Origin of the sequence: Flavobacterium ponti, assembly GCF_042652765.1 — a bacterium.
In the GTDB taxonomy this organism is placed as follows: Bacteria; Bacteroidota; Bacteroidia; order Flavobacteriales; family Flavobacteriaceae; genus Flavobacterium; species Flavobacterium ponti.
Genome location: NZ_JBHSGW010000001.1, coordinates 298,400 through 324,189, shown reverse-complemented (window position 1 = coordinate 324,189; position 25,790 = coordinate 298,400). Strand labels below are relative to the sequence as shown.

General features: G+C 30.7%; 13 protein-coding genes and 1 tRNA gene. 9 read left to right on the top strand and 5 right to left on the bottom strand.

Annotated features, from left to right (window positions below; all coding sequences use genetic code 11):
* Positions 1 to 5 precede the first annotated feature (5 nt).
* Positions 6 to 4,613, top strand: coding sequence for a reprolysin-like metallopeptidase (locus ACFO3U_RS01355; protein ID WP_379737687.1), 4,608 nt, complete (start codon positions 6 to 8; stop codon positions 4,611 to 4,613).
* Between the two features lie 58 nt (positions 4,614 to 4,671).
* Here ACFO3U_RS01355 and ACFO3U_RS01350 read toward each other — a convergent pair.
* Positions 4,672 to 4,751: transfer RNA gene (locus ACFO3U_RS01350), tRNA-Leu, on the bottom strand.
* Between the two features lie 149 nt (positions 4,752 to 4,900).
* Between ACFO3U_RS01350 and ACFO3U_RS01345 the strand changes: the two genes are divergently transcribed.
* The 3 genes from ACFO3U_RS01345 to pth all read left to right on the top strand — a co-directional run bounded on the left by ACFO3U_RS01345 (position 4,901) and on the right by pth (position 7,201).
* Positions 4,901 to 5,842: a ribose-phosphate pyrophosphokinase gene (locus ACFO3U_RS01345; RefSeq protein ID WP_379737685.1), complete on the top strand. Its 942-nt coding sequence runs from the start codon at positions 4,901 to 4,903 to the stop codon at positions 5,840 to 5,842.
* A 29-nt stretch (positions 5,843 to 5,871) separates the two neighbouring features.
* A complete protein-coding gene (locus ACFO3U_RS01340; RefSeq protein WP_379737683.1) occupies positions 5,872 to 6,477 on the top strand; it encodes a 50S ribosomal protein L25/general stress protein Ctc in 606 nt (201 codons plus the stop codon).
* A 103-nt stretch (positions 6,478 to 6,580) separates the two neighbouring features.
* The gene (pth, locus tag ACFO3U_RS01335; RefSeq protein WP_379737681.1) at positions 6,581 to 7,201 is read left to right on the top strand and encodes an aminoacyl-tRNA hydrolase; all 621 of its coding nucleotides are present in this window, start codon (positions 6,581 to 6,583) and stop codon (positions 7,199 to 7,201) included.
* 53 nt (positions 7,202 to 7,254) lie between these two features.
* On the opposite strand, the gene ACFO3U_RS01330 is transcribed toward pth, so the two are convergent.
* Positions 7,255 to 9,978, bottom strand: a complete 2,724-nt coding sequence (locus ACFO3U_RS01330) for a zinc-dependent metalloprotease (protein WP_379737679.1) — start codon at positions 9,976 to 9,978, stop codon at positions 7,255 to 7,257.
* Between the two features lie 116 nt (positions 9,979 to 10,094).
* Positions 10,095 to 12,812, bottom strand: a complete 2,718-nt coding sequence (locus ACFO3U_RS01325) for a zinc-dependent metalloprotease (RefSeq protein WP_379737677.1) — start codon at positions 12,810 to 12,812, stop codon at positions 10,095 to 10,097.
* A gap of 129 nt (positions 12,813 to 12,941) precedes the next feature.
* Between ACFO3U_RS01325 and ACFO3U_RS01320 the strand changes: the two genes are divergently transcribed.
* From ACFO3U_RS01320 to ACFO3U_RS01305, 4 genes are all read left to right on the top strand, one after another.
* Positions 12,942 to 13,874: a bifunctional riboflavin kinase/FAD synthetase gene (locus ACFO3U_RS01320; RefSeq protein ID WP_379737675.1), complete on the top strand. Its 933-nt coding sequence runs from the start codon at positions 12,942 to 12,944 to the stop codon at positions 13,872 to 13,874.
* Positions 13,871 to 15,169 (top strand): HTTM domain-containing protein, encoded by a 1,299-nt coding sequence (locus tag ACFO3U_RS01315; protein WP_379737673.1) that lies wholly within the window; start codon positions 13,871 to 13,873, stop codon positions 15,167 to 15,169. Before ACFO3U_RS01320 ends, ACFO3U_RS01315 begins: the two co-directional genes overlap by 4 nt.
* A 77-nt stretch (positions 15,170 to 15,246) precedes the next feature.
* Positions 15,247 to 15,690, top strand: coding sequence for a hypothetical protein (locus tag ACFO3U_RS01310; RefSeq protein WP_379737671.1), 444 nt, complete (start codon positions 15,247 to 15,249; stop codon positions 15,688 to 15,690).
* Between the two features lie 78 nt (positions 15,691 to 15,768).
* Positions 15,769 to 16,611 (top strand): cupin-like domain-containing protein, encoded by an 843-nt coding sequence (locus ACFO3U_RS01305; RefSeq protein ID WP_379737670.1) that lies wholly within the window; start codon positions 15,769 to 15,771, stop codon positions 16,609 to 16,611.
* A gap of 46 nt (positions 16,612 to 16,657) precedes the next feature.
* Here ACFO3U_RS01305 and ACFO3U_RS01300 read toward each other — a convergent pair whose 3' ends face one another.
* On the bottom strand, positions 16,658 to 22,993 hold the full coding sequence (locus ACFO3U_RS01300) for a T9SS sorting signal type C domain-containing protein (RefSeq protein ID WP_379737668.1): 6,336 nt from the start codon (positions 22,991 to 22,993) through the stop codon (positions 16,658 to 16,660).
* 386 nt (positions 22,994 to 23,379) lie between these two features.
* On the opposite strand from ACFO3U_RS01300, the gene ACFO3U_RS01295 reads away from it, so the two are divergent.
* Entirely contained in the window at positions 23,380 to 23,862 is a 483-nt protein-coding gene (locus tag ACFO3U_RS01295) for a regulatory protein RecX (RefSeq protein WP_379737666.1), read from the top strand.
* A 72-nt stretch (positions 23,863 to 23,934) separates the two neighbouring features.
* Here ACFO3U_RS01295 and ACFO3U_RS01290 read toward each other — a convergent pair whose 3' ends face one another.
* A complete protein-coding gene (locus ACFO3U_RS01290; protein WP_379737664.1) occupies positions 23,935 to 25,758 on the bottom strand; it encodes a TonB-dependent receptor plug domain-containing protein in 1,824 nt (607 codons plus the stop codon).
* Positions 25,759 to 25,790: the final 32 nt, after the last annotated feature.

Sequence of the window (25,790 nt, the reverse complement as noted above, 5' to 3'; positions counted from 1 at the left end):
AAATTATGAAAAAAGATTTACTTATTTTTTTGGGAATTATATTATTTTCAAACTTAAATTTTGCACAAGATAGGATTTGGAATGAAGTTTCAGAAGAACAGATTGTAAGTTCAAAAAAACTAGAGAGAAGTTCTATTCCTTCAGAGTTTAAACTTTTTTCCCTAAACTTAGACATTTTAAAACAACGTCTTTTAAGTGCTCCAAATGATTTAAGCGGGCAATTTTCTAATGTAGTAATTGCTTTTCCAAATGCAGATGGTGAAATGATGAATTTTAGAATTTATAATTCACCTATAATGGAAGATGGTCTAGCTGAAAAGTTCCCAGATATTAAAACTTTTTTAGGTAAAGGTATTGATGATTCCACAGCAATCATGAGAATTAGTATTACGCAATTTGGATTACATGTCATTACATTGTCTGGTAACTCTGGAGCTGTTTTCATTGATCCTTATACCGCAGATTTAAAAAATTATATAGTTTATAAAAAGTCAAATCTAACAAAAACTAAATCCTTTGAATGTAATTTTGATGAATTAAATCATGATGCATTTAATCCATTAACTGAAAATAAAAATAGTACTGCTAAAACTAGTGATGGTAACTTTAGAATTTATAGATTAGCGATGGCTTGTACTGGTGAATATGCAGCATTTCATGGTGGTACTGTTGCTGCTGCCCAAGCTGCAATAGTAGTAACAGTTAATAGAGTTAACACAATTTATGAAAGAGATTTTTCAGCTCGATTAACTTTAGTTTCAAACAACAATCTCTTGATTTATACAAATGCTACTACTGATCCATATACTAACAATAATGGAGTTACGATGCTTGGTCAAAACCAAACTAATGTAACTGCCGTAATTGGTTCTGCAAATTATGACGTTGGTCATGTTGTAAGCACAAACGGAGGTGGAATTGCTGGTTTAGGAGTATTTTGCAACAACAGTCAAAAAGCAAGAGGTGTAACAGGAACAAATTCTCCTGTAGGTGATCCATTTGATATAGATTATGTCGCTCACGAAATAGGACATCAATTTGGTTGTAATCATACTTTTAATGGAGATGAAGGTTCTTGTAGTGGTGGAAATAGAAATAATTCAACAGCAGTAGAACCTGGAAGCGGAACTACCATTATGGCTTATGCTGGTATATGCTCTCCACAAAATGTTCAATCAAATTCTGATGCTCATTTCAGTTTTATAAGTATTCAAGAAGCTAATTCGTCAACATTGTTTGGTACTTCTTGTGCTACAGTTATTTCAAATGGAAATTTTGCTCCACTTGTAGATGCAGGCCCAGATTACACAATTCCTAAAGGAACTGCTTTTATTTTGAAAGGTTCTGCTACTGATAATAATGGTGATGCCCTAACCTACTGTTGGGAACAAACAAATAATGAAATTTCTACTCAACCACCATTACAAACATCAACTAATGGCCCAAATTTTAGATCTAGATTACCTTCTGCCTCTTCTGATAGATACATGCCAAGAATAGAAGATGTAATCAATAATAATTTAGCTCCAACATGGGAAGTTGTTCCAAATGTAGCTAGAACGATGAATTTTGCATTAACTGTTAGAGACAATAGAGTTCCAAATGGAGGACAAACAGGCAGAGATGACACAGTGATTACAACATCAACTGTTGGTCCCTTTTTAGTTAATTCACCAAATACAAATGTGTCTTGGCCAGTTGGTTCAAATCAAAATATTACTTGGGATGTTGCTGGAACTGACGCAAATGGTATTAATGCTACTTTTGTTGATATTTTACTTTCTACAGATGGAGGTTTTACGTATCCAATATTATTAGCTAGTAAAGTTCCAAATGATGGTTCAGAATTAGTTACTATGCCAAACTCAACTGGCACAAACAGAAGAATAATGGTAAGAGGTAATAATCATATTTTTTATGACATATCAAATACTAACTTTACAATAAACGCATCGGCAGCAACTTATGCACTTTCTTATGACGGAACAATAGATGGTCAAAACAAAGCTGTTTGTCAAGGTGATGATGTTTCTTATGATATTAAATATGAAACAATAGGTGGTTTTTCTGCTAATACAACTTTTAGCGTTTCAGGAAACCCCGTTGGAACAATAGCCACATTTTCTCCATCTACAGTGAATTCAAATGGAACAGTTACAATGACTTTATCAAATACAGATTCAGTCAGCCCTGGCTTGTATACAATGACTATTACTGGAACATCTGGAAGTACAATAAAAACTGTGAACCTTTATTTACAAATTAGAAATTCTGCTTTTTCTCCAATGACTTTAACTAGTCCAGCTGATGGGTCATTTGCACAACCAACAACTTTTGATTTACAATGGAATGCTGATTCAGCAGCAACGAACTATGATCTTGAAGTAGCTACTGATGTTGATTTTAATTCTATTTTCTTAACTGCAAATACTGCTTCTACAAGTTACCAATTAACTAGTTTGTCTGAAAATACAAATTATTTTTGGAGAGTGCTTCCTAAAAATGAAGGCTGTCAAGGAGTAATTAGCCCAATATATAGATTTACAACTGGGCAAAATTCTTGTTCTAATGTAAGCTCTACAAATGTTCCATTAACCATTTCAGCAAGTGGAACACCAACAGTAAATTCAACTTTAACAATTCCTACCTTAAATAATGTTACCATTTCTGATATAAGTGTAACATTAAATATTACACATTCTTGGATTAGTGATTTAACTGTTACTTTAATTAGTCCATCAGGAACTGAAGTACAATTATTTTCAGGTCAATGTGCCGATAATAATAATGCTATAGCAACATTTACCACAAATGGCACAATCTTAAGTTGTGGAACAAATCCAGCAATATCAGGAACATTAGCTCCATCAGGTTCTTTTAGTCCACTTATTAATACAAATTCTCAAGGAACTTGGACATTGAGAGTATATGATGCTTTTAATCAAGATGGAGGAACTATAAATAGTTGGAGTTTAAATATTTGTTCAATTCCAAATACTGCATTACCATGTGGAGCAATTACAACAACTTGGAATGGAAGTACTTGGTCAAATGGTTATCCAGTTAGTAATGTAGCTGCAGTGATTAATGGTAATTTAACTACTAATCGAGATTTAGAAGCTTGTTCGTTAAATATTATTGGAAACTCAAATGTAATTCTTTCATCCGGTGATAATTTTATTATTGAAAATGAAGTTAATATAGAAAATACTGCAAGTTTAACACTTCAAAATAATTCAAATCTAATTCAAATTGAAGATGCTTCAAACAGTGGAAATGCAACTGTTTTTAGAGAAACAAACCCTTTAAAACGATTAGATTATGTATTATGGTCAAATCCTTTAGCAAGTTCACAGACTTTAAAAAACTTCTCACCTGAAACATTAAACAACAGGTTTTACTATTATAACACACAAGCAAATGCTTACAATGTAATTGCTAATCCGGTTTCAACAACACTTCAACCAGCTAATGGATATTTAATCAGAATGCCAAATAATCATCCTACAACTCCTACAATATGGACAGGGCACTTTACAAGTGGTGTGCCAAATAACGGAAATTTTGTTGTTAATTTAGCCTATTTTGGGTCTGGTTTTAATTATAATTTAATTGGAAACCCTTATCCTTCAACGGTTAATGCTGAAACATTTTTAATAAATAATGCCTCAGATATTGAGGGTGTAATTTATTTATTTAGAGAAGAAAATAATGCCGCTGGAAGTGGATATGCAACATACACATTAGGAGGAGCAACTACAACTACTGCTACTAGTCCAATTCCAAATGGAACTATACAAGTTGGACAAGGTTTTGTTGTTGCTTCAAAAAACACTACAAATCCAAAGGTAACTTTTAGCAACGATTTGAGAGTAGACAATAATAACAATCAGTTTTTTAGAATGAATTTTGAAAAGTCAATTTTTCAAACATTAACGTTAGAAAAAAATAGAATTTGGTTAAACTTAACCAATGATAATGGGTTTTTCAGTCAAATGATGATAGGTTATATTTCAAATGCAACTTTAGGTTTTGATAATTTAATTGATGGAAAATCGATAAATGATAGCCCAACATTTTTAAGCTCTTTGATTAACAATGAAGAATATACAATTCAAGGAAGACCATTACCTTTTGATAATCAAGATATTGTTTCTCTTAAGTTCAAAACACAGATTGCAGGTAATTTTACTATTTCGATTAATAATTTTGATGGATTGTTTGAAGGAAATCAAGAAATTTACTTAAAAGATAATCTATTGAATGTAACACATAATATTAAAAATAGTCCTTATACATTTACAAGTGCAATTGGAGAATTTGATTCTAGATTTGAAATAGTCTATCAAAATTCTGTTTTAGATTCAGTAAATTTTAACCCAAACAATGAAATTTTAGTTTCAACTGAAAATAACCAAATTAATGTTCGTTCAAATAATCAATTGATTCAGGAAATAACAATTTTTGACATATTAGGGAGAAATTTAAGTTCAAACTCAAAAATTGAAAATAATGATTTTATAATTTCTAATATCCTTCCAACTAGACAAACTTTGATTGTAAAAATTTTATTATCAAACGGAATTACCGAAGTTAGAAAAATTCAGTTTTAATAAAACAACATTGTAAATATAAAGAAAAAAGCCTCAAGAATTAACTTGAGGCTTTTTGTACCTTGGGTGGGAATCGAACCCACACTCCGAAGAACACGAGTTTGAGTCGTGCGCGTCTACCAATTCCGCCACCAAGGCTGCTGTAAATTAGGATTGCAAATGTAATAATTTTTTTAATTAAAAAAGAAAAATACTTCAAAATATCCTTTCAGAGTTAAAATTAATTTCTAAATTTGCACCTCGTTAAAGCGACACACAACTAACTAACTACTAAACAACAAATTAACATGCCACATCAAGAACCAGAAGCAAAAGTGTTTGCCTGTTCTCAGAGCGTGTACTTAGCGGAAAAAATTGCCGAGAATTATGGTACAACGCTAGGAAAAATAACGTTCTCTAAATATAGTGATGGAGAATTCCAACCTTCTTTTGAGGAATCAATAAGAGGATTAAGGGTTTTTCTTGTTTGTTCTACTTTTCCAAGTTCAGACAATTTAATGGAATTATTGTTAATGATTGATGCTGCTAAAAGAGCTTCAGCACGTCATATTACTGCAGTAATACCTTATTTTGGTTGGGCAAGACAAGACAGAAAAGATAAGCCTAGAGTACCAATTGGAGCAAAATTAGTAGCTAAACTATTAGAAACTGCAGGAGCAACTCGTATTATGACAATGGATTTGCATGCTGATCAAATTCAAGGTTTCTTTGAAAAGCCAGTAGATCATTTATTTGCTTCTACTATCTTTTTGCCTTACTTGAAAAGTTTGAATCTTGAAAATCTTACAATTGCTTCTCCTGATATGGGTGGTTCAAAAAGAGCATATGCTTATTCTAAATTTTTAGAATCAGATGTTGTAGTTTGCTACAAACAACGTAAAAAAGCAAATGTTATTGACACTATGGAGTTGATTGGTGATGTAAAAGGAAGAAATGTTGTCCTTGTTGATGACATGATTGATACAGGAGGCACACTAGCTAAAGCTGCTGATGTTATGATTGAAAAAGGAGCTTTAAGCGTTAGAGCAATTTGTACGCATCCTATTTTATCTGGTGATGCTTATGAAAAAATAGAAAATTCTAAATTATTAGAATTGATTGTTACAGATTCTATTCCATTAAAGAAAGAATCAAACAAAATAAAAGTTGTAAGTTGTGCTAATTTATTTGCAGAAGTAATGCATATGGTACAAAACAACAATTCCATCAGTGGAAAATTTTTAATGTAGAAATATTAATTAATTTATATATATTTAAAATGAAGTCAATTACAATTAAAGGACAAGAAAGAGAAAACGTAGGTAAAAAGGCAACTAAAGCCGTACGTGATGCTGGAATGGTTCCGTGTGTTATATACGGTGGAGACCAACCAGTGCATTTTGCAGCAGACGAAAGAGCATTCAAAGGATTGGTTTACACTCCAAATGCACATACTGTTGTTGTTGAATTAGAAAGTGGTAAAAAAATTGATGCTATCTTACAAGATATCCAATTTCACCCAGTTACTGACAAAATTTTACACATCGATTTCTTCCAATTACAAGATGATAGAGAAGTTATCATGGAAGTACCAGTTAAAGTTACAGGAAAATCTCCAGGTGTTATGGCCGGTGGTGTTTTACGTTTAGCTCAAAGAAGACTGAAAGTAAAAGCTTTACCAAAAAATTTACCTGATTTTGTTGAAGCAGATATTACTCCATTAGAAATGGGTAACAAACTATATATTACAAAATTACCTACTGCTGATTTTAAATTCATGCACCCAGACAATACTGTTGTTTGTCAAGTAAGAATTTCTCGTGCTGCTATGAAAGCTGCTCAAGAAGCTGCAAAAGCAGAAAAAACAGCTGGAAAGAAAAAATAATCTTTTTCAAAATTATATTAAAAGCATCAGTTTATTCTGGTGCTTTTTTTTTTTTGAATTGTTTTTTCTAACTATAAAATTTAAAAAATAGTATTTTTACAAAATGAAATGGATATTCAATATTTTCAAACAAAAACAAATAGAAACAATTGACCCAATGAAAAAATTTTTAATTGTTGGACTAGGAAACATAGGTTCAGAATATGTAAACACTAGACACAACATAGGTTTCAAAGTATTAAATCACTATGCCAAAAAAGAAAATATAGATTTTCAAACCGCAAAACTTGGAGAAATAGCACAACACAGAATCAAAGGAAGAACTGTTTTTCTTTTAAAACCAAATACATATATGAATCTTAGCGGAAAAGCCATTAAATATTGGTTAGAAAAAGAAAATATTCCTAAAGAAAATTTATTGGTAATTACAGATGATCTAAACCTTTCTTTTGGAACAATAAGAATAAAAGGAAAAGGAACAGATGGAGGACATAATGGATTAAAAAATACGCAACTTTTATTAAATTCTTCTGAATATCCAAGATATAGGTTTGGGATAAGTGATGAATTTAAAAAAGGGCAACAAGTTAATTATGTATTAGGAGAATGGTCCGATGAAGAAAAAGCCAAACTTGAAGAACGATTAAATATTTCTGCTGAAATAATAAATTCTTTTATTTTAACTGGTTTAAATGAAACTATGAATCTATTTAATGGAAAATAATAAAGGATGCTAAAATAGCATCCTTTATTGTATTTTAAATAAATTTTTGAAATTTATTCAACAACTATTTTCTTAACTTCTTTTCTGTTTCCATCTTGAACTGTTACAAGATAAATTCCTGAAGCTGTATTATTTAATTGTAATTCTTGGTTAAACAATCCATTATTTTGGAAAGATTTAGTATAAACTTGTCTTCCTCTTAAATCATGAACCATAATATTTACATCATTACCAGTTTCAGATGAAAACTGTACTGTAAAATTACCATTATTTGGATTTGGATATAAAGCAAAATCTGTCAATCCAAAAGATTCATTTGAAAGAAGAACAGGTACATATTCAGATTTACATAATTGAATAGTAAATGAATTAAATAATGCATTAGCAACATTTGAATCAACAACCGTATCTTTAAAATAAATCAACCAGCTACCCGCACTATTATTCCCATTATATCCATTAATATTTGTTGTAGAATAAGGTAAAAAAGGACCTCCACTAGTAACAGACGCACAATTTACAGCAGTACCTGCAGTGTCAAACCATTTGTCCATATTTGCCGTTGTACAAGTATTACCATACCATAAAGCAGTATTTAATGATGTTTGCCATGGAGCTTTTATTAACAAACTAAACTGCCCAATATTTGGATGCGTAACATTCGCATAAAAATTTGCATCAGTTATAACAAATGAATCTGGAACAGTAAGAGACATTCCTGGATAAGAATTGTCAGAACTTTCAGTAATTGCAGCATTTAAATTAAAAGGATAATCTGTACAAACATCTTGTAATTGATAAGCAACATTTCCAATAGCTATGTTTTTTGTATTAATGTCGTAATAAATATTTCCTGTTGGCTTAACCATTACTCTGCAGTAAGCTGCATTAATTGAAGGAACAGTAATAACATAAGAACCATTATTTGGCACATTTGAAGCCAAAGTAGTTGTAAAAGTTTGACCACCATCTGTTGATAATAAAATATCTACGTTTGTTGAACCTACTAATGAAGTTGTTCCATTAACTGTCCAAGTAATAGTTTGTGAAGAACCTTGAGCCCAAACAATTTGGTCTGTATTTTGTGAAGTTACATCAAAAGGTCCAGTTGTTGCAGAAACGGTTAAAAGCATCTCATCAACTCCTGTTTGACCACCACCAGCAACATTATCTCTAGCCATTAAACTAAAAGTCATAACTCTAGCAACTGAATTTACTGATTCCCAATCTGCTGTTAGAGTATTGTTTAATACACTACTTAATTTTGGCATATATCTATAAGGAACTGTTTCTGGATTTCTTGATCTCCAGTTTGGCCCATTAGTTTTAGTTGGGGAAACTAAAGAATTTGTGGCTCCTAAACCAGGTGATGTAGCATCATTATTTTGCTCCCAACAATAAGTCAAAGGATTTCCTCCAGAATCTGTTGCAGAACCTGTTAAAATAAACGGAGTGCTTTTAGGAATTGTCCAATCAGAACCAGCATTGACAACTGGTGTGCCATGAGTAATGGCTGTATTTGTTGTACATGTTTTAGACAACAAATTAGTCTGAATTTGTAAGATACTTCTATAAGTAAAATAATCATCAGAATGTGGTTGAACATCAGTTGCACCAGTAATTCCTGCATACCCCATAATAGTTGATCCTGAACCTGGTTCTACATTTACTGAATTATTTTCTGTACCCATAGAAAAAGTGTGATTTGCACCTAATTGATGTCCCATTTCATGAGCTACATAATCAATATCAAAATTATCTCCAGTTGGGATTCCATCAGCTGGGGATGTATAACCACTTCCTTTACTTCCGTCAGTACTACAAACACAACCAATACAACCAGCATTTCCTCCACCTCCAGTTGCTCCAAATAAGTGTCCAATATCGTATGTTGTAGTTCCTAACATATTAGTTAAGGTAGTTTGTAATTCTCCATTCCAAGCACCACCTGCTCCAGTTGAAGCTGGAGAATATGGATCAGTTATAGGGTTATAGTATATTACATTTACACTATTTGCTGTAATATTCATGTGAATAGCTAAATCTTTTTCAAAAACACCATTAACTCTAGTCATTGTTGCATTATAAGCTGCTAAAACTAATCCTGATTGCGCAGCACTTGTAGCTCCAAAATAATTTGCATATTCAGCTGTACAAGACATTGCCAATCTAAATGTTTTCAATACTCCATTATCAGATTTTAAAGCGTTTGGTGTTAATTGTATCCCAGAAATAATTTCATGATCCACAGTTGAACAAGTAAAAGGCAAATTTCCTTTCACTCTAGATGAATTATAAACAGCATAAACAGAACCATCTTTCGAATATGGCTCAATAAATTCATTATTTTTTCCAGCTCTAAAAATCATAGCCTGTATTCCATTTTGATCAACACTAAGTCTTACTTGAGCGAATTTATCATCGATTCCTATACCAACATAAGAACGAATACTTGGGTATTGTGCTTGCAAATCTGAATCAAAGTTTGATGCTTCAAAAAACTCATATCTTTCCATTTCTCCATTTACATTTGGTAATGAAATTATTGTATTTGATTTTTTTGCAACAAATCTATCAGGTGAAGATTGCAGTAATTGCTTTAAAGTTTCAACATTTCCTTGAAACAATTTAAATTCTTGAGGGAAAGATTGTCTTTCCACATTTTTGTTAACTTTTTTTACATCATTTTTTGTAGCAGATTTCCAACTATTGCTGGTCTGTGCATAAAAACTAGATGAAATTAGCATACTAAAAGTAAATAGTAATAATTTTTTCATGATTAATTATTTAATAGGGGGTAAATATATTAAAGTAATTTTATTTAAACTAAAAAAAAAAGCAAGAAATATTATAATTAACATTTCTTGCTTTTTGGTAAATAAAACACTATTTACTATTCAACAACAATCTTTTTAACTTCTTTTCTTGACCCATCTTGTACAGTTACTAGATAAACCCCAGACATGATATTATTAAGTTGAATTGTTTGATTGAATAATCCATTATTTTGATATGTTTTTAGAAAAACTTCTCTCCCTCTCAAGTCATGAACTCTAATGTCTATATTATTAGATGTTTCTGAATTAAATTGAACCGTAAAATTACCACTATTTGGATTAGGATATAATGAAAACTCAGAAAGCCCAAAAGATTCTGAAGTTAAAACTGCTGTTTGTGAGCAAATTTCAACAGACCAATTTTGAATTGTTCCTGTATCTCCAACATAATAATCAACAGCTAATAAAGTCCATGTGCCACTATTATCTTTACCATTTAAAGTTGCCAAAGAGCCAACTGGTTTCCATGTCCCTGAAGTAGCAGTACAACCTGTGTTAGGAACAACAGCTGCCGCTGCATCGTCAAAAACATATTGCAGACTACCTGGAGCATCATCACAATTTCTATTCCATAAAACAACTTGAGTTCCATCTGGATGATTCATTCCAATAACTAAATCTTCTATATAAGTATGTGTAAACCCTAAAGTTACATTAACATCTGAAATTGTGTTAGTGGGTGTAGGTACAACTAATGTTTTTGTAACAACTGCACCAGGTGTATTTGCTCCAGTTCCATCAGGAACAGACAGAGCAGTATTATTAGTATATGTATCACAAGTTGTGCTTACGATATAACCTACTGCAAAATCTTTTGTGTTTATATCGTAATAAATATTTCCAGTTGGCTTAACCATTACTCTACAATAAGGTGAAGCTACATTTGGAACGGTAATTACTTCAGATCCATCATTTGGTGTATTAGAAACTAAAGTTGTAGTAAATGTTTGACCTCCATCAGTAGATAAAAGAATATCAACATTTGATGAACCAACTAAAGAAGTTGTACCATTAACTGTCCATGTTATAGTTTGAGTTGAACCTTGAGTCCAAGAAATTCCGTCTGTTGCTTGAGAAGTGACATCAAAAGGACCTACTGTCCCTGAAACATTAACAATCATTTCATCAAAGCCAGTTTGAGCACCATTGGCAACATTATCTCTTCCTGTTAAAGTAAAGTTTAATGTTCTAGCTACTGAAGAAACAGACTCAAAATCTGCAGTTAATGTATTTGCCAAAACACTTTCTAATTTTGGCATATATCTTATTGGAGTAGTTTCTGGATTTCTTGATCTCCAATTAGGACTTGTAGTATTTGTAGGAGACACAACGGTAAAAGCAGATGTTGCACTATTATTTTGTTCCCAACAAAATGTTAGTGGATCATTATTAGGATCTGTTCCAGAACCTGTTAAAATAAAAGGGGTGCTTTTTGGAATTGTCCAGTCTGGCCCAGCATTAATAACAGGAGCACCATGAGTTATTGCTGTTGTTGTTGGACAGGTTTTAGACAGTAAATTTGTTTGAACTTGTAAAATACTTCTGTGTGTAAAATAATCGTCTGAATGTTGTTGAACATCTGTAGCTCCAGTAATTCCAGCATATCCCATTATTGAAGACCCAGAACCAGGTTCAACATTTACTCCTGTTCCTTCTAAACTCATTGAGAAAGTATGATTTCCTCCAAATTGATGTCCTAATTCGTGAGCTACATAATCAATATCAAAATTATCACCTGATGGAACTCCATCTGCAGGAGAAGTAATACCTCTTCCTTTAGTGCTTCCTGTTCCACTAACGTTACCATCTACACAAACACAGCCTATACAACCTGCATTACCTCCACCACCAGAAGCACCAAACATATGACCTACATCATAAGCTGCATTATTAGCTGCTAAAGAAGTTGATGGTCCCGTTAGAGATGTATTTAACGCCACCTGGAGTTGTGTATTCCAACTTGATAATGTAGTGTAAGGATCTGTTGCTGGATTGTAATAAATTACATTTGTTGTTTGTGCAACAATGTTCATGTGAACAGCAAAATCATTTTCAAATACACCATTAACTCTTGTCATTGTTGCATTAAAAGCAGCCAAAACATTTGCAACTTGAGCAGAACTTGTTGCTCCAAAATAATTAGCATACTCTCCATTACAAGATAAAGCTAATCTAAAAGTTTTTAAAACTGCATTATTTGCTTTTAAAGTCTCTAAATTTCCATTTGCAATGACTGCATGGTCTTCAGTAGAACAAGTAAATGGAAGTTTTCCTTTATTTCTAGAAGAATTATAAATGGCATAAACAGACCCATCTGCTGAATATGGCTCCATAAATTCATTTTTCTTACCTGCTCTGAAAATCATTGCTTGAATTCCACTTGGATCAACACTCAATCTAATTTGAGCGTACTTATCATCAATTCCTACACCTACATAAGATCTAATTTCTGGAAATTGAGCTTGTAAATCTGCTTCAAAATTTGAAGCTTCATATACTTCATATTTCTCTAACTCACCATACATGTTTGGTAACGAAATAATTGTATTAGATTTGATTTTTGAGGATCTATCTGGTGCAGACTGTATTGATTGTTTAATTTGATCAACATTAACTTGATATAATTTAAAATCCTGTGGAAATGATAGCCTATCCACTTTTTTGTTAGTCTGCCCTACTTGAGCTCTAGAAACTTCTTTCCAATTCTTGCTTGTTTGAGCAGAAATTGATGAAGAAATTAACGCAATAGAAGCGAAAAGTAAAAATTTTTTCATAATTTAATGGTAAATAGTTAGTTAACAAATTTAGTAAAAATAAATTATTTTATAACAAAAAAACATTTTATTTTATTCTGTTAGGATTATACATATCAATATCAATACTTTTGTATTTATTTATTTATTTTGAAGACATTCCATTCTATATTTGATTATACCAAAAGCAAGAAAAGCATCTTAACGTTAGGAACTTTTGATGGTGTGCATATTGGACATCAAAAAATCTTAAGAAAATTAGTTAATGAAGCAAGAAAAGAGGATTATGAAAGCATCTTGTTGACTTTTTTTCCTCATCCAAGAATGGTTTTAAAGCAAGATTCAAAAATTCAATTATTAAATACAATTAGAGAAAAAACAAAATTGATTGAAGAAAATGGTGTTGATAATTTAATTATACATCCTTTTGACACTACTTTTTCTGAACTCTCTGCAGAAGATTTTGTAAAAAAAATTCTAATTGATCAACTAAATCTTGGCAAAATCATAATTGGTTATGATCATAAATTTGGTAAAAACAGATCGGCTGATATAAATGATCTTATTGCTTTAGGTAAAAAATATGATTTCGAAGTGGAACAAATTTCTGCTAAAGAAATTGATGATATTTCAATTAGCTCCACTAAAATTAGAAATGCTCTATTAGATGGTAATATTGAACTAGCTAATATTTATTTAGGAAACAATTATAGTTTGTGTGGAGGCATTATTGAAGGTAAGAAAATAGGCAGAACCATGAACTATCCAACTGCCAATCTTAAAGTTGATGAAGATTATAAATTAATTCCAAAAAATGGTGTTTATATTGTTTCTAGCTTTATCCATAACAAAACTATTTTTGGAATGATGAACATTGGAAAAAACCCAACAGTAAATGGAGTTTCTGAAAGTATAGAAATCCACTTTTTTGATTTTGACAAAGAAATTTATAATGAAGAAATCTGTGTAAACTTGATTTCAAGAATTAGAGATGAAAAGAAATTTGAGTCTTTAGAGCAATTAAAAAAACAGCTCAATTTAGATGAAATATACTCTAAAAATTATCTTTCAAAAAATGTATGAAATCAATTATTTATAAAAACATAGACAACTCACCATTAATACTTTTTCGAATATTATTTGGCTTTTTAGTTGCTGCTGAAAGTTTTGGAGCAATAATGACTGGATGGGTTAAAAGAGTTTTTATTGAAACGCATTTTACTTTTACATTTATTGGATTTGAATGGCTAGAAATCTTACATGGAGAAATTATGTATCTCTATTTTATAGTCATGGGAATTTTAGGCATTTTAATAATGCTTGGAGCAAAATATAGATTTGCTATGATTTCATTTACTCTTTTATGGGCTGGTGCTTATCTCGCTCAAAAAACAGCTTATAACAACCATTATTATTTATTACTTGTAATTAGCTTTTACATGTGTTTTTTACCTGCCAATAAATACAAATCTTTAGATGCTAAATGGAATCCAAAAATTAAATCAGAAGTGATGCCTTATTGGGTTTCTCTTTTGTTTATAATTCAAATTAGTATCGTTTATTTTTTTGCAGCTATTGCTAAATTTTATCCAGATTGGCTTGATGGCACTTTTACTAAAAATTTGCTATTAGGCTCAACAGACATTGGATTTATAAAAAACATGTTCTCTAAAAAATGGTTTTATTTATTCATTGCATATGCTGGAATTTTTTTCGATTTATTGATTGTTCCTTTTTTACTATTTAAAAAAACAAGAACAATTGCATTTATTGCATCTTTATTTTTTCATATTTTTAATGCAATTGTTTTACAAATTGGTATTTTTCCATTTTTTGCTCTTGGGTTTATTTTATTTTTTTATGAACCAGAAACTATTCGAAAAATATTCTTTAAAACTAAAAATACAATTATTGATGACTCTTCTTATGATATAAAACATAAAAAAATAATTCAATATATATTAATTCCTTTATTATTAATACAATTAGTACTACCCATTAGACATCATTTTATAAAAGGAGATGTACTCGTCACAGAAGAAGGTCATCGATTAAGTTGGAGAATGATGCTTCGTCAAAAAAGTGGTTATATTCAATTTAAGATTGTTGACAATGACACAAAAAAAACAACACCTTACTATTACAATAAAAATTTATCATACAAACAAGTTAATGCTATGACCACAAAACCAGATTTTATTTGGCAATATTGTCAACGTATTAAAAAAGAATATGAAGGTAAAAATATTTCTATTTTTATTGACTGTAAAAACTCAATTAATCACAAACCCTACCGAACTCTAATTGATCCTAAACAAGACTTTGCTAAAGCTAAATGGGATTATTTTTCACATAATGAATGGGTTCTTATTGATTAATTTAACTAAATTTTAAACAATGTAAATCGTTTATTTTTAATTATTTTTCATAACTTTAACATTAAAAATAGAGAATTATGAAAAATAATGTTGAATTAAAAAACGGTATTGTGATTTTTCTTGGTATAGGAATATTTTTCCTTTTAATGGATTTTTTAGGCCTTGCCGACAAGAATTACTTGAGAATTTTAAATGCTTTTATTGTTCTTTATGGAATTAATGAAACAATAAAAACAAATAGCAAAGCTGGAAAAACTGATTATTTAGAAAATTTAGTTTCAGGATTTAAAACAGGTGTTATTGGTGTTTTTTTAGGAATTGTTGGTCTAATTGTATTTATTTACATCAAAGGTGGTGAATCTTATTTAGACAGGCTTTCAAACACTTTTTTCTTTGGTGAAGACAATAATATTATCAAATATTGTAGTATATTATTCTTTGAAGGTATTGCGTCAAGTTTAATTGGTTCATTTACATTAATGCAATATTGGAAAGATGTGGAACTTAAAGCAAAAGTCTAAAACTAAAATTTTCTTAATATTATAATAATATAGAAAACTCTTTAATAAATTTGTTCTATGTAAAAAATAGAACTATTTATGTCTATACAACTACAAGAAATTGAACGTGTAAAAACCATAACTAAAAATGATTTTTACAACAAATATTTTATGACGCAAACCCCAGTTGTCATTGAAAATTTAATTGATGATTGGCCAGCCTATTCTAAATGGAATTTATCTTATATTAAAGAAATTGCAGGACATAGAACAGTACCTCTTTATGATGATAGACCAGTTTCTCATAAAGATGGATTCAATGAAGCGCATATAAATATGAAAATGAGTGATTATGTTGATTTGCTAGAATCCAAACCAACTAATTATCGAATTTTTTTATACAATTTAATGAAAGAAGTTCCAGTGCTTCATAATGACTTTAAGTGGCCCAAAATTGGACTTAGATTAGTAAAACAATTACCAATGCTTTTTTTTGGAGGAGAAAACGCTAAAGTTTTTATGCATTATGATATTGATTATTCTAACATTTTACATTTTCATTTTCATGGAAAAAAAAGATGTGTCTTATTTGCTCCTAGTCAAACTGAATATTTATATAAAGTACCTTTTTCATTAATTTCTAGAGAAGATATCGATTTTGATAATCCAGATTATGATAAATTTCCAAAATTAAAAAACGCTAGAGGTTTTGTTTGTGATTTGAAACACGGTGAAACACTTTATATGCCTGAAGGATATTGGCACTATATGAAATATATTACTCCAGGTTTTTCTATGAGTTTAAGAGCATTTCCATCAAAACCAAAAAATCTAGCTAAAGCATTTTATAATGTTTTTATAATGCGACATTTTGATGTAATGATGCGTAAACTAAAAGGTCAAAATTGGATTGATTATAAAAACCAAAAAGCTTTAAAATAAAAAAAGAATTACAATATGCAACCCTTTTTATCTAACTTAGTTTAAATTAATAAATAATTTTCTTTGTAACTATTTTTCCATCTTCTAAAGTAGTTTTAACTAGTATTGCTTCTTTTGTTGGCATTAATTTTTCTAAAACAACTTCTGTTGAGTTGATGTCGTTTTTATCATAAATTTTTCTTCCTAAAACATCAAAAACCAAAACTGATTTTATGTTCTGAGAAGCTAAAAGAGATACCTTTTCATTTGAAACTATAATCAAGCCATTTGCTATTTCAAAATTTTGATTACTCAAAACAGTATCGGTATACCTTAGTACAAATCTATTATTAAATTCTCCAGCAATTGTTGAGAAGTTATAGGGAGCTTGTTTTAAATCGTGAATTACATTTAGCAATTTATCCTCTAAATATATATTTTGTGATGCATCTGAAAACAAACCATCAACAGCAGAAATTGCAATTGTGTAGTTACCTGACACTTGAATAAATACTCCTAATGGAACTGTATCATTTTGATCAAAAGGAACTGGCCTTCCTTGAATAGCTTGTTTTTGTGTATTAATTAACGAATAAATCTTGAAAGAATCCACATCAATCAAAGCATCGTATAATCTGTCTTTTGCCAAAGTAGCACCAGGAACATATCCAACCACAGTTCTAGTTAGTTGATTATTTGGAGAAATTAAATCCAACCAAATTCTACTTTTTTCAATTGTTGTTGCTGAATTACTGTTTTTATAAAATTCTGTGTTGTCTAATAAAGACCCATTTATAACATCTCCTCTATATTCATTTTTGAAAACAACATCAGCTGTAGCAGGAATAATATCAGAAACAGGAGGAATAACATCTGTTTCACCATCTTCTAACATTCTGACAAAGAATCCTTGTCCAGAAGCAATTTTACCATTAAATACTGCTGGTATTGAAGTAGCAGTTCCGTTGTATATAATATAATCATCTTCCGTATAATTATATTGAAAATTTTGATAAAATGGACTAGGTATAACTGCTGGCAAAGTTCCATGCATCCAGATTCTAACACTTCCTTCAATATTAGTATTATCTAATAAAAACAAATCAGCATCGATTGCAGATGGATATGGGTTTCCAAGTAAGTTCCAACAATCATCAATACCGCTAACGCTTCCTCTTGATATTAATTTATTAAATTGACCATTAAACGGTTTTCCACCTTGAAAAGTGATTGGTAAATTTATTGCTGTAGCTGAACCATTTGAAGCTCTTGCAATGTATCCTTGTCCTTGAAACATGTTTCCAGAAGCACCAAACCAGTTTCCTTGTGTACCATTTGTATTTGGAGCAGCTGTTATCCATTCGTATCGATGTGAATTTGGCAAATTAACTACATCAAAATTTTCTACTGGTGATGACCAATATACATAATCTAAGTTTCTCGCTTGAGCAATTCTTTTTACTTGAAATTTTGTTCCAGTATATGTTCCATCATTTGAATCTATTTCATTGACTTGAATTAATTGACCATCATTTTCAATAATAATATCTCCATCTAATTGTAATTTATTATTTACTTGAACATAATCATTAGGTTCTACTGTAACTGTTTTTGTTGCACTTACGGTCAAATCTCCTTGAGCTATTAAATTGTTAGAAATTGTTGTATCAAAATCATTATTCAAAATCACACTATAAAAAATTTCTGTACCAATAGGATCTAATGATGTTATAATTTGGGGAATTGAACCATCAAAATGAATCGTTCCATTTCCTTGATCAAATGCTATTTCATCTACTAAATTTGACCAATCTCCATATAAATGTAAAGTTCCATCAGCTGTTAAGTCATTTCCATCATTCATGTCTAAAACTCCGGTTCCATCAATAATTAAATTTCCATGAACTTCTAAAATATTATTGATGTTTGAAGTAATTTCTACTTTTTCACCTGTAATGGTTAAATTTTTTGCTTTAGCAACATTACCATAAGTTGATGCAAAAGGAGCTGTTGCATCTACAATAGCTGCATTGTTAAACGTTGTATCTTCAACCAAGACATTAACCATTTCATCTGGCACTCTTAAAGTATCCCAATTTCCACAATTAAACCAATTCGTATCTTGTCTTCCTGTCCATTTACCATTCACATATCCACTTATAGCAATTGTCATTGCAGGACAAGCAGTACTTCCTTTGTAATCATAACCCCCAGCATTATAAGAAGAATTATCTACATAAGTATCCCAATTAGCTGTATTATTAATTAAAGAAATCCAATCTAATCTTCCATTTGTAATTGTTGAAAAATCCGGGTTTACTGGATCATTAAATTTAACTTTTGACTCTCCAACTACATTAGTTGTAAAACACTCTGATGAAGGATAAATTGTTGAGTGACTTGTGCTTCCTGTAGGTCCACCTGGACTTGTATCCCAACCACTTTCTGTCCATCCATATAAAACGGTTCCGCTATAAGTACTATTATGCGAAGTGTCATTCACCCAAACACCACCTTGCATAATCCACATATCATCGTCGCTATTTAGATTAAATCCACCAATTGATCCACCACCTAATGCAGTTTTAGTCCAATTTGTATCAATTGAACCACAAGAATAAATATCAAAATGTGATGCACTAGTTACATTACCAGTATTAGATTCAAATGTTAGAATTGTTCCTTTTGGTAAAGTTGAAGTAGTTCTAGTAATAGAAATTAAACCCTCAGTTCCTCCCCAAAGTCCTGCATACCTTCTTTCATATCCATTATCTGTGATAAAAATCTGAGTTCCAGGTAGAATATCTTGAAAACAAACAAATGATATTTGGTCTGTTCCTCCTGTTCCAATACTTGTATTAACAGCAAGAATTGCTAAATCACCTGGTTGAAGAGTTGTGATAGCTGTAATGTCAAAAAATACACTTGTTGTTGAAAGTAATCCAGTTGCTGATGCATTTAAAGTAAATGAAGTTCCAACAGTTGTATGTATAATTCCAGAAAAAGTTGCTAAACCAGCGCTTGCGATAGAAGTAAGTGGTGAGCCTGTAATAGTTCCTGTACTTGTTATAGATATTGTTCCTGAATAATTTAAGTCTATATTTCCGTTTACATCAGTTCCAGCAATTATTACATCTGTCATTCCTGAGTTAACACCTGTTGTAATTGGTTGCTGAATAAAAGTTAAATGTGTTGCAATAACTTGTAAAACATTTTGTCCATTAGTTGAAGAAGCTGTTGAAAAACTGGTAAATTGTGAACCTGATGAAGCTGCTATTGCATTGGCATTAGAAATACTAAAAACAAAGTCATCTCCATCTACATTTGATCCAGAATTGTTTGGACTTGTTTGCACTGATAACCTTAATGATAGTGTTACACTTTCGTTATCAGGAACCGAAATTAAAGGTACTCCTGTGAAAACTATTTGATTTGTAGTTACTACTCCATCTGCAATTTTTGTTGCTCCATTGAAAAGTGCTACAGCCTGAATTGCATCTGCCCAATCATTAATTTGGTTTCCAGCAGCTTGAGTAAGCGTTAATGAATTTACAATTGTAGCAAAAGTATCTAAATCTGAAGTACTTGCTCCACCATCTCTGATTGTAAATTGCCAAACTTGAATTCCATCTGCTGTTGTATTTATGGTAGCATCATTTTCTATTGAAGGTACAAATGCAACTTCACCACCAGCAGAAATAATATCTGAAAGTATTGAATTTTGTCCAACTCCAGTAAAATTAATCATGTAAGGGTTTTCAGAATCTGTAGTATCATTATTAGGAATACTTATACTTCCTGTAAAAGTTCCTGTAGTTAATGGATTGAAAGTTATAGTAAAAGTTGTAGTTCCAGCTGGTAAAACAGTAGAACCATAGTTTATTGATAAAGAGTAAACTCCTCCTCCAACTACTGTTGCTGCTCCTAGATTAAGATTTTCTAACCCCAAATTTTGAATAGTGAAAACCACATTTGTTGTTGAATTAACTGTTTGCGTTCCAAAATTATAAGTTGAGTTTGTAAGGTAATTTGTTGCTCCTTGTTGAATATTTATTTCTGCTCTTTTAAATGGACTTCCAGCTGTGTAATGGTTTTCACTAGTTAAAGCTCCAGTTGCAGTAGTTAAACCTGTTAAAATAATTGTATTTGAACCACCAATTACATTTGGTCCTTCTGTCCAAGTAGATGTAGCATATCTTCCAGACTTATAATTTGATTCGGTTCCATTAATATCAACGGGTAAATAAGTACCTATTACATTATAGGTTGCATTAGTAATTCCAGAACCTATTAAATTCCAATATCTTGTAATATAATCTGTTGGTGCTTCATTATTAGGCTCTTTTGAATCTTCTACATTTAAACTCACATACCCTGAACTAAATGTTCCTGTTGTGAAATTAATTGTAATAGGAGAATATTGAGAACCATCAGCTGAAGCTACTCTATCACCAATTGGAAATGTAAATGTACCTATTGCGTTAAAGTTTTTCCTTAAAAATCCTCCATCAGTATAATCAGCAATTATATAATTTGAAGCATTTCCTCCTGTAATTAATCCAGAATTTGTAATTAAAAGAGTTCTATTTGTTGTATTTATAATTCCATTGGTCAATAATAAAGTACTGTTTATAGATAAATCAGTTCCTAAATCAAAACCAATAACTCCTGCTTGTCTATTTAAAGTTAAATTTCCTAAAATTTGAGAACCTGTTGTAAATCTTAAAGTTCCAACACTTCCGTTTCCAAATAAAATTAAATTTGAAGTTGTACTACCTTTAAAAGTTCCTAATCCTGAAATTGTATTAGCAACACCAACAGTTCCAATAGTTAATGTTCTAGAATTGATATCAAAAATGTCATTTGCACTGCTAAAAGAAATTGCATTTCCACCAGCTGGTGCAGAAATAATTATATTACTTGCTAATTGAATCGTATTTGTTCCTGATGAAGGTTGTTGCACAACATAAGGTATGGTTAAAAGTGGAGTTGATGTAATGGTTTGAGTGCCATTTCTTGTAAAAAAAATTGCCCTTCCGTTTCCATTAAAAACTCCGTTGTTGGTAAAATTTCCGTTTAAACGCAAGTCATCACCAATAGCATTTCCTAATGTAAAATTTCCATTATTAACTATATTTCCTGCTACGGTTAATGTGCCTCCAGAAGGACCTAATCCATAATCCATGTAAAAACTAGAACCAATATCGATAGTTAAATCTCCAGCTATAGCTTTATTTAAGGGTGTTCCGTTGTTATAATCAAAAGTTGTGTTATTACTTAATTGAACATTATTTGGATAACCTGGTGTTGTTCCTATTGTTCCAACCCCATTAAAAATCCATTCTATTCCTCTATTAAAAATTCCATTTGTATTATAAAGCAATGTTGAACTTGCTCCATGAATGGGTGCATTATTAAAAAATCCTCCACCATTTATTCTACAAGTTCCATTTAATGTTAGTGTTGAACTACCAAATGTAATACCAGCAGCCGTTGAAAACAAACCATTAACGGTTCTGTTTGTTCCAGCATTTAGAGTTACTCCACCGCTTAAAACACTTACATTAAAAGGACTATTTGTAGTTGGCCAATATACATGTGTATTATCAACATTATAACTTGTTGAAGTATTAAAGTTTAAAGAACCAGTTGTTGCATTGTAAGTAAAAGTTCCTGTACCAGAAGCAAAACCACCATCTCTCAATTCAAAGGTTCCGTTTACTTGAGTGTTTCCATTTCTAGTCAGTGAAGTATTTGTATGAACTATATGTCCAGTAGAAATTGTAACATTATCAGAATCTAAAGGCACTGTTCCAGTGTTCCAAGTTGAACCCACATTCCAATCTCCTGATGTTACTGAAATTGGACCAGTTGGAGTTACTGTTCCATTTAATGTAAAATCATCCAGTCTAAATGTTCCTCCTGTTGCAGAAGCTCCTGATAGTGAAATTACAACAGTAATTGTACCTGTTAAATTTGATACTGGACTAGCAACAGCTGTTGTCCCTATTGTTGCTCCTGTTGTTGGAACCGTACCACTTCCTACCGCAATTCCATTAATAGTCATTGACCAATTCTGTGCACCAGTATTACTTCTTCTCCTCCAAAAATCAAAACTAGCAACGCCCATTTGATAACCAGTAGCAACGTTAAAAGTTAAAGTTATTGTTGGTGTTCCAAAAGAATCATTTAGAGAAATTGCTTGACCATTACTTCCAGCGAAACTAGTCCATCCTCCGGTGCTGTTTGACCATGAAGATGTATTTAAATTTGTATCAAAAATTACAGGTGCAACTGTATAAGGATGAGCAGAAATAGTAGTTGTACCAAAGTTATGTTGATAAATCTGCCCCCAACTAACTATTGAACAAAACAGGATTATAAGAAGAGTTATTTTTTTCATTTAAGCGCTAAATTTATGTGTCTATTTTTTTAAAAAACAGAACATAAATTTATAGTTTTTTTAAACAAAAAAATAAATAACAATCTAATTATTAATACATTAATAAAATAAAATCCATTTGTCGATGAAAAACAAACTTTAATCGATGAAAATTTATTATGGATAGAATTTCAGTTTTTTCTAAACAATTTTTTAACTTTATAGTTATGTAAGAATTAAGATAAACTTTATTATTTCATTCATTTTGTAAGTTATAAATTACTTCATTATGGTTTGTTTACGCTTTAAATGAATTAAAACTTATGAAGAAAATAAAATTTTGTTACATCTTAATTTGTAAATTGGTGGATATATTTTAAATTTTAATCCATTTCAAAAAGAATAAAGTGCAAAAAGATAAAAAAAAGTCATTATCCTTTGATGAAACACGCAAAAAGCTAGAGTATTATTGTGCTTATCAAGATCGTTGTCACCAGGAAGTGTATCAGAAAATGTTTTCTTTTAATTTAACTTCTAATGAAAAAGAAGAGGTAATGGTTTATTTAATCAATAATAATTTTCTAAATGAAGAACGTTTTGCTCAAAGCTTTGTTAGAGGAAAACACAACTATAAAAAATGGGGAAAAACTAGAATTACCAATGAATTAAAAGCAAGAAATATTTCATCTACAATTATAAAAATTGCCTTAAAAGAAATAAATGACTCACTCTATTTTGAAGCTTTTGAAGAATTAGCTAACAAACATTGGGAAACAATTTCAGAAACGAATCTCATGAAAAAAAGAAAAAAATTCTGTGATTATTTTATGAGAAAAGGTTGGGAAAATGAATTGATTTATGAAAAGGTGAAGGAGTTGGAGAAGAATTGATAATTGATACTTGTAAAATAAAAAATCCGTTACAACTTAGGAGTTATAACGGATTTTTATTTAGAGATTTTTTTACTTGAATGTGTATTTTAAACCAAATAATAAATTTCCTTTTGGCATTGGAATTAAACTTGTCTCAGAATATTCAGCATTTAAAATGTTATTTGCATAAACTGATAATTCCATGTCATTTAATTTGTAAACTGCACTTAAATCGACCACATTGTAACTTATGCCTGATGTTCTTTCTAAATAACGATAAGAAATAGCATTAGTAAAGTTTCTAAACCATTGCATTTGATATGAACCAACTAATTGATGCTTCAAAGAATTAATAGAATATCTCGATTCTGCTGCTGAAGTTTGCTGAATTTCATCTTCAATAAATGTATAACCAATATTAATTTTTTGACCTAAATTATTCAAGTTGAATTTGTAATCAAACTGTGTTTCAAACCCTTTTGTATTTACATCTTGAATGTTCAAAGGTGTAAAAGTTACATCAGAAGGATTTAATCGTACGTAATCAATCAAATCATTAGAATCTCTGTTGAATCCAACTAATGAAAGGTTAAATCTATTGGTATTCCAACGAATTCCTAATTCTTGTGCCAAAGCATCTTCTGGTTGTAAATTTTCATTTCCAATAGCTTGTGGTCCAATGTAATATAAATCTGTGTAAGTTGGTACTCTATAGGTAAACCCAACATTTCCATACACTCTTAAATCGTCAGTTATTTTATACCCTAAATCAATTCCTGGAAATAATTTGTTGTCAAAATCTGAAAAATAAGAAGCTGCAATTCCTGGAGTTACATCAAATTTGTCATTTAAAAACTGAAAACGATGCTCTAAAAATAACGTCGCAATTTCTCTTTGATTGTCTCCTAAATTGTTACTTCCAATATAATATTTAGAAAATTCTACTCCAAAACCAGTTGTTCCTAAATTTGAATCATAAGAACCATTTAATTCTGCAGCTACTTTATTGGTAATGTGTAAATTTCTATAAATTGAAGGATTGCTTCTGATGTAAATATATTCATCTTGATTTCTTCTCCAATAAACTCTTGGCTTCCAAGTCAAATTTCCTTTTTTAATTACAGTTGAAAAACCAACTAAACTTGCTTGCGTTTCTTCATATTGTTGCTTTGCTGTTGGAATTCCATAAAATCCATTCGCTCCAAACTTTCTTTCAGAATGAGTCGCAATTAAGTTAATTGGCAGTTTATTTTTATTAAACTGACTTTTAACAAAAATATTTTGATTATCAAAGTCTGTATTTTCTCTATATCCATTTGAAAAATTCTTGCTAAAATGAACAATATGACTGCTGTTATCTAAGTTAATTGAACCAGTAGCTTCAGCCATAAATTGATCATAAGAACCTGTTTGCAATTTGGTTACTAATTCGTTTTGAGAATTGCTTTTAGTTACAATATTAACAGCTCCAGAAAAAGCATTTTGTCCAAAAATACGAGCTGCTGGTCCTTTAATAATTTCAATTCTTTCAATAACTTCAATCGGCAAAGCTAAATTTAATGTATGATGTCCTGTTTGTGGATCATCTACTTTTATACCATCAATCAACAATAAAGTTTGATCAAATCCACCACCTCTAATGTATAAATCGGCTTGCATTCCGTTTACACCTTGTCTCCTTACATCAATTCCTGCTACTTGTTGTAATGCATCTGCTACATTTGTTATTCCTAGTTTCTGAATATCAGAAGCCGTTACAATTTGAATGGTTCTTGAATTTTCATCAAAAGGTAAATCAATTCTTGAAGAAGTTACTATAACTTCACGTAAAGAATCTGTTTTCTGTTGTATATCTTGTGCTTTCCCTAGTAAAGAAAAGAAAGTTAAAAAAGCTACAAAGATTGAATTTTTCATAATTTTTAATTGTTTATTTTAAAACGCTGCAA

Excerpts from the sequence above, each read along its gene's own strand:
- ACFO3U_RS01355 (WP_379737687.1), top strand. The coding sequence starts at position 6 with ATGAAAAAAGATTTACTTATTTTTTTGGGAATTATATTATTTTCAAAC.
- ACFO3U_RS01345 (WP_379737685.1), top strand. The coding sequence starts at position 4,901 with ATGCCACATCAAGAACCAGAAGCAAAAGTGTTTGCCTGTTCTCAGAGC.
- ACFO3U_RS01340 (WP_379737683.1), top strand. The coding sequence starts at position 5,872 with ATGAAGTCAATTACAATTAAAGGACAAGAAAGAGAAAACGTAGGTAAA.
- pth (WP_379737681.1), top strand. The coding sequence starts at position 6,581 with ATGAAATGGATATTCAATATTTTCAAACAAAAACAAATAGAAACAATT.
- ACFO3U_RS01330 (WP_379737679.1), bottom strand. The coding sequence starts at position 9,978 with ATGAAAAAATTATTACTATTTACTTTTAGTATGCTAATTTCATCTAGT.
- ACFO3U_RS01325 (WP_379737677.1), bottom strand. The coding sequence starts at position 12,812 with ATGAAAAAATTTTTACTTTTCGCTTCTATTGCGTTAATTTCTTCATCA.
- ACFO3U_RS01315 (WP_379737673.1), top strand. The coding sequence starts at position 13,871 with ATGAAATCAATTATTTATAAAAACATAGACAACTCACCATTAATACTT.
- ACFO3U_RS01310 (WP_379737671.1), top strand. The coding sequence starts at position 15,247 with ATGAAAAATAATGTTGAATTAAAAAACGGTATTGTGATTTTTCTTGGT.
- ACFO3U_RS01305 (WP_379737670.1), top strand. The coding sequence starts at position 15,769 with ATGTCTATACAACTACAAGAAATTGAACGTGTAAAAACCATAACTAAA.
- ACFO3U_RS01300 (WP_379737668.1), bottom strand. The coding sequence starts at position 22,993 with ATGAAAAAAATAACTCTTCTTATAATCCTGTTTTGTTCAATAGTTAGT.
- ACFO3U_RS01290 (WP_379737664.1), bottom strand. The coding sequence starts at position 25,758 with ATGAAAAATTCAATCTTTGTAGCTTTTTTAACTTTCTTTTCTTTACTA.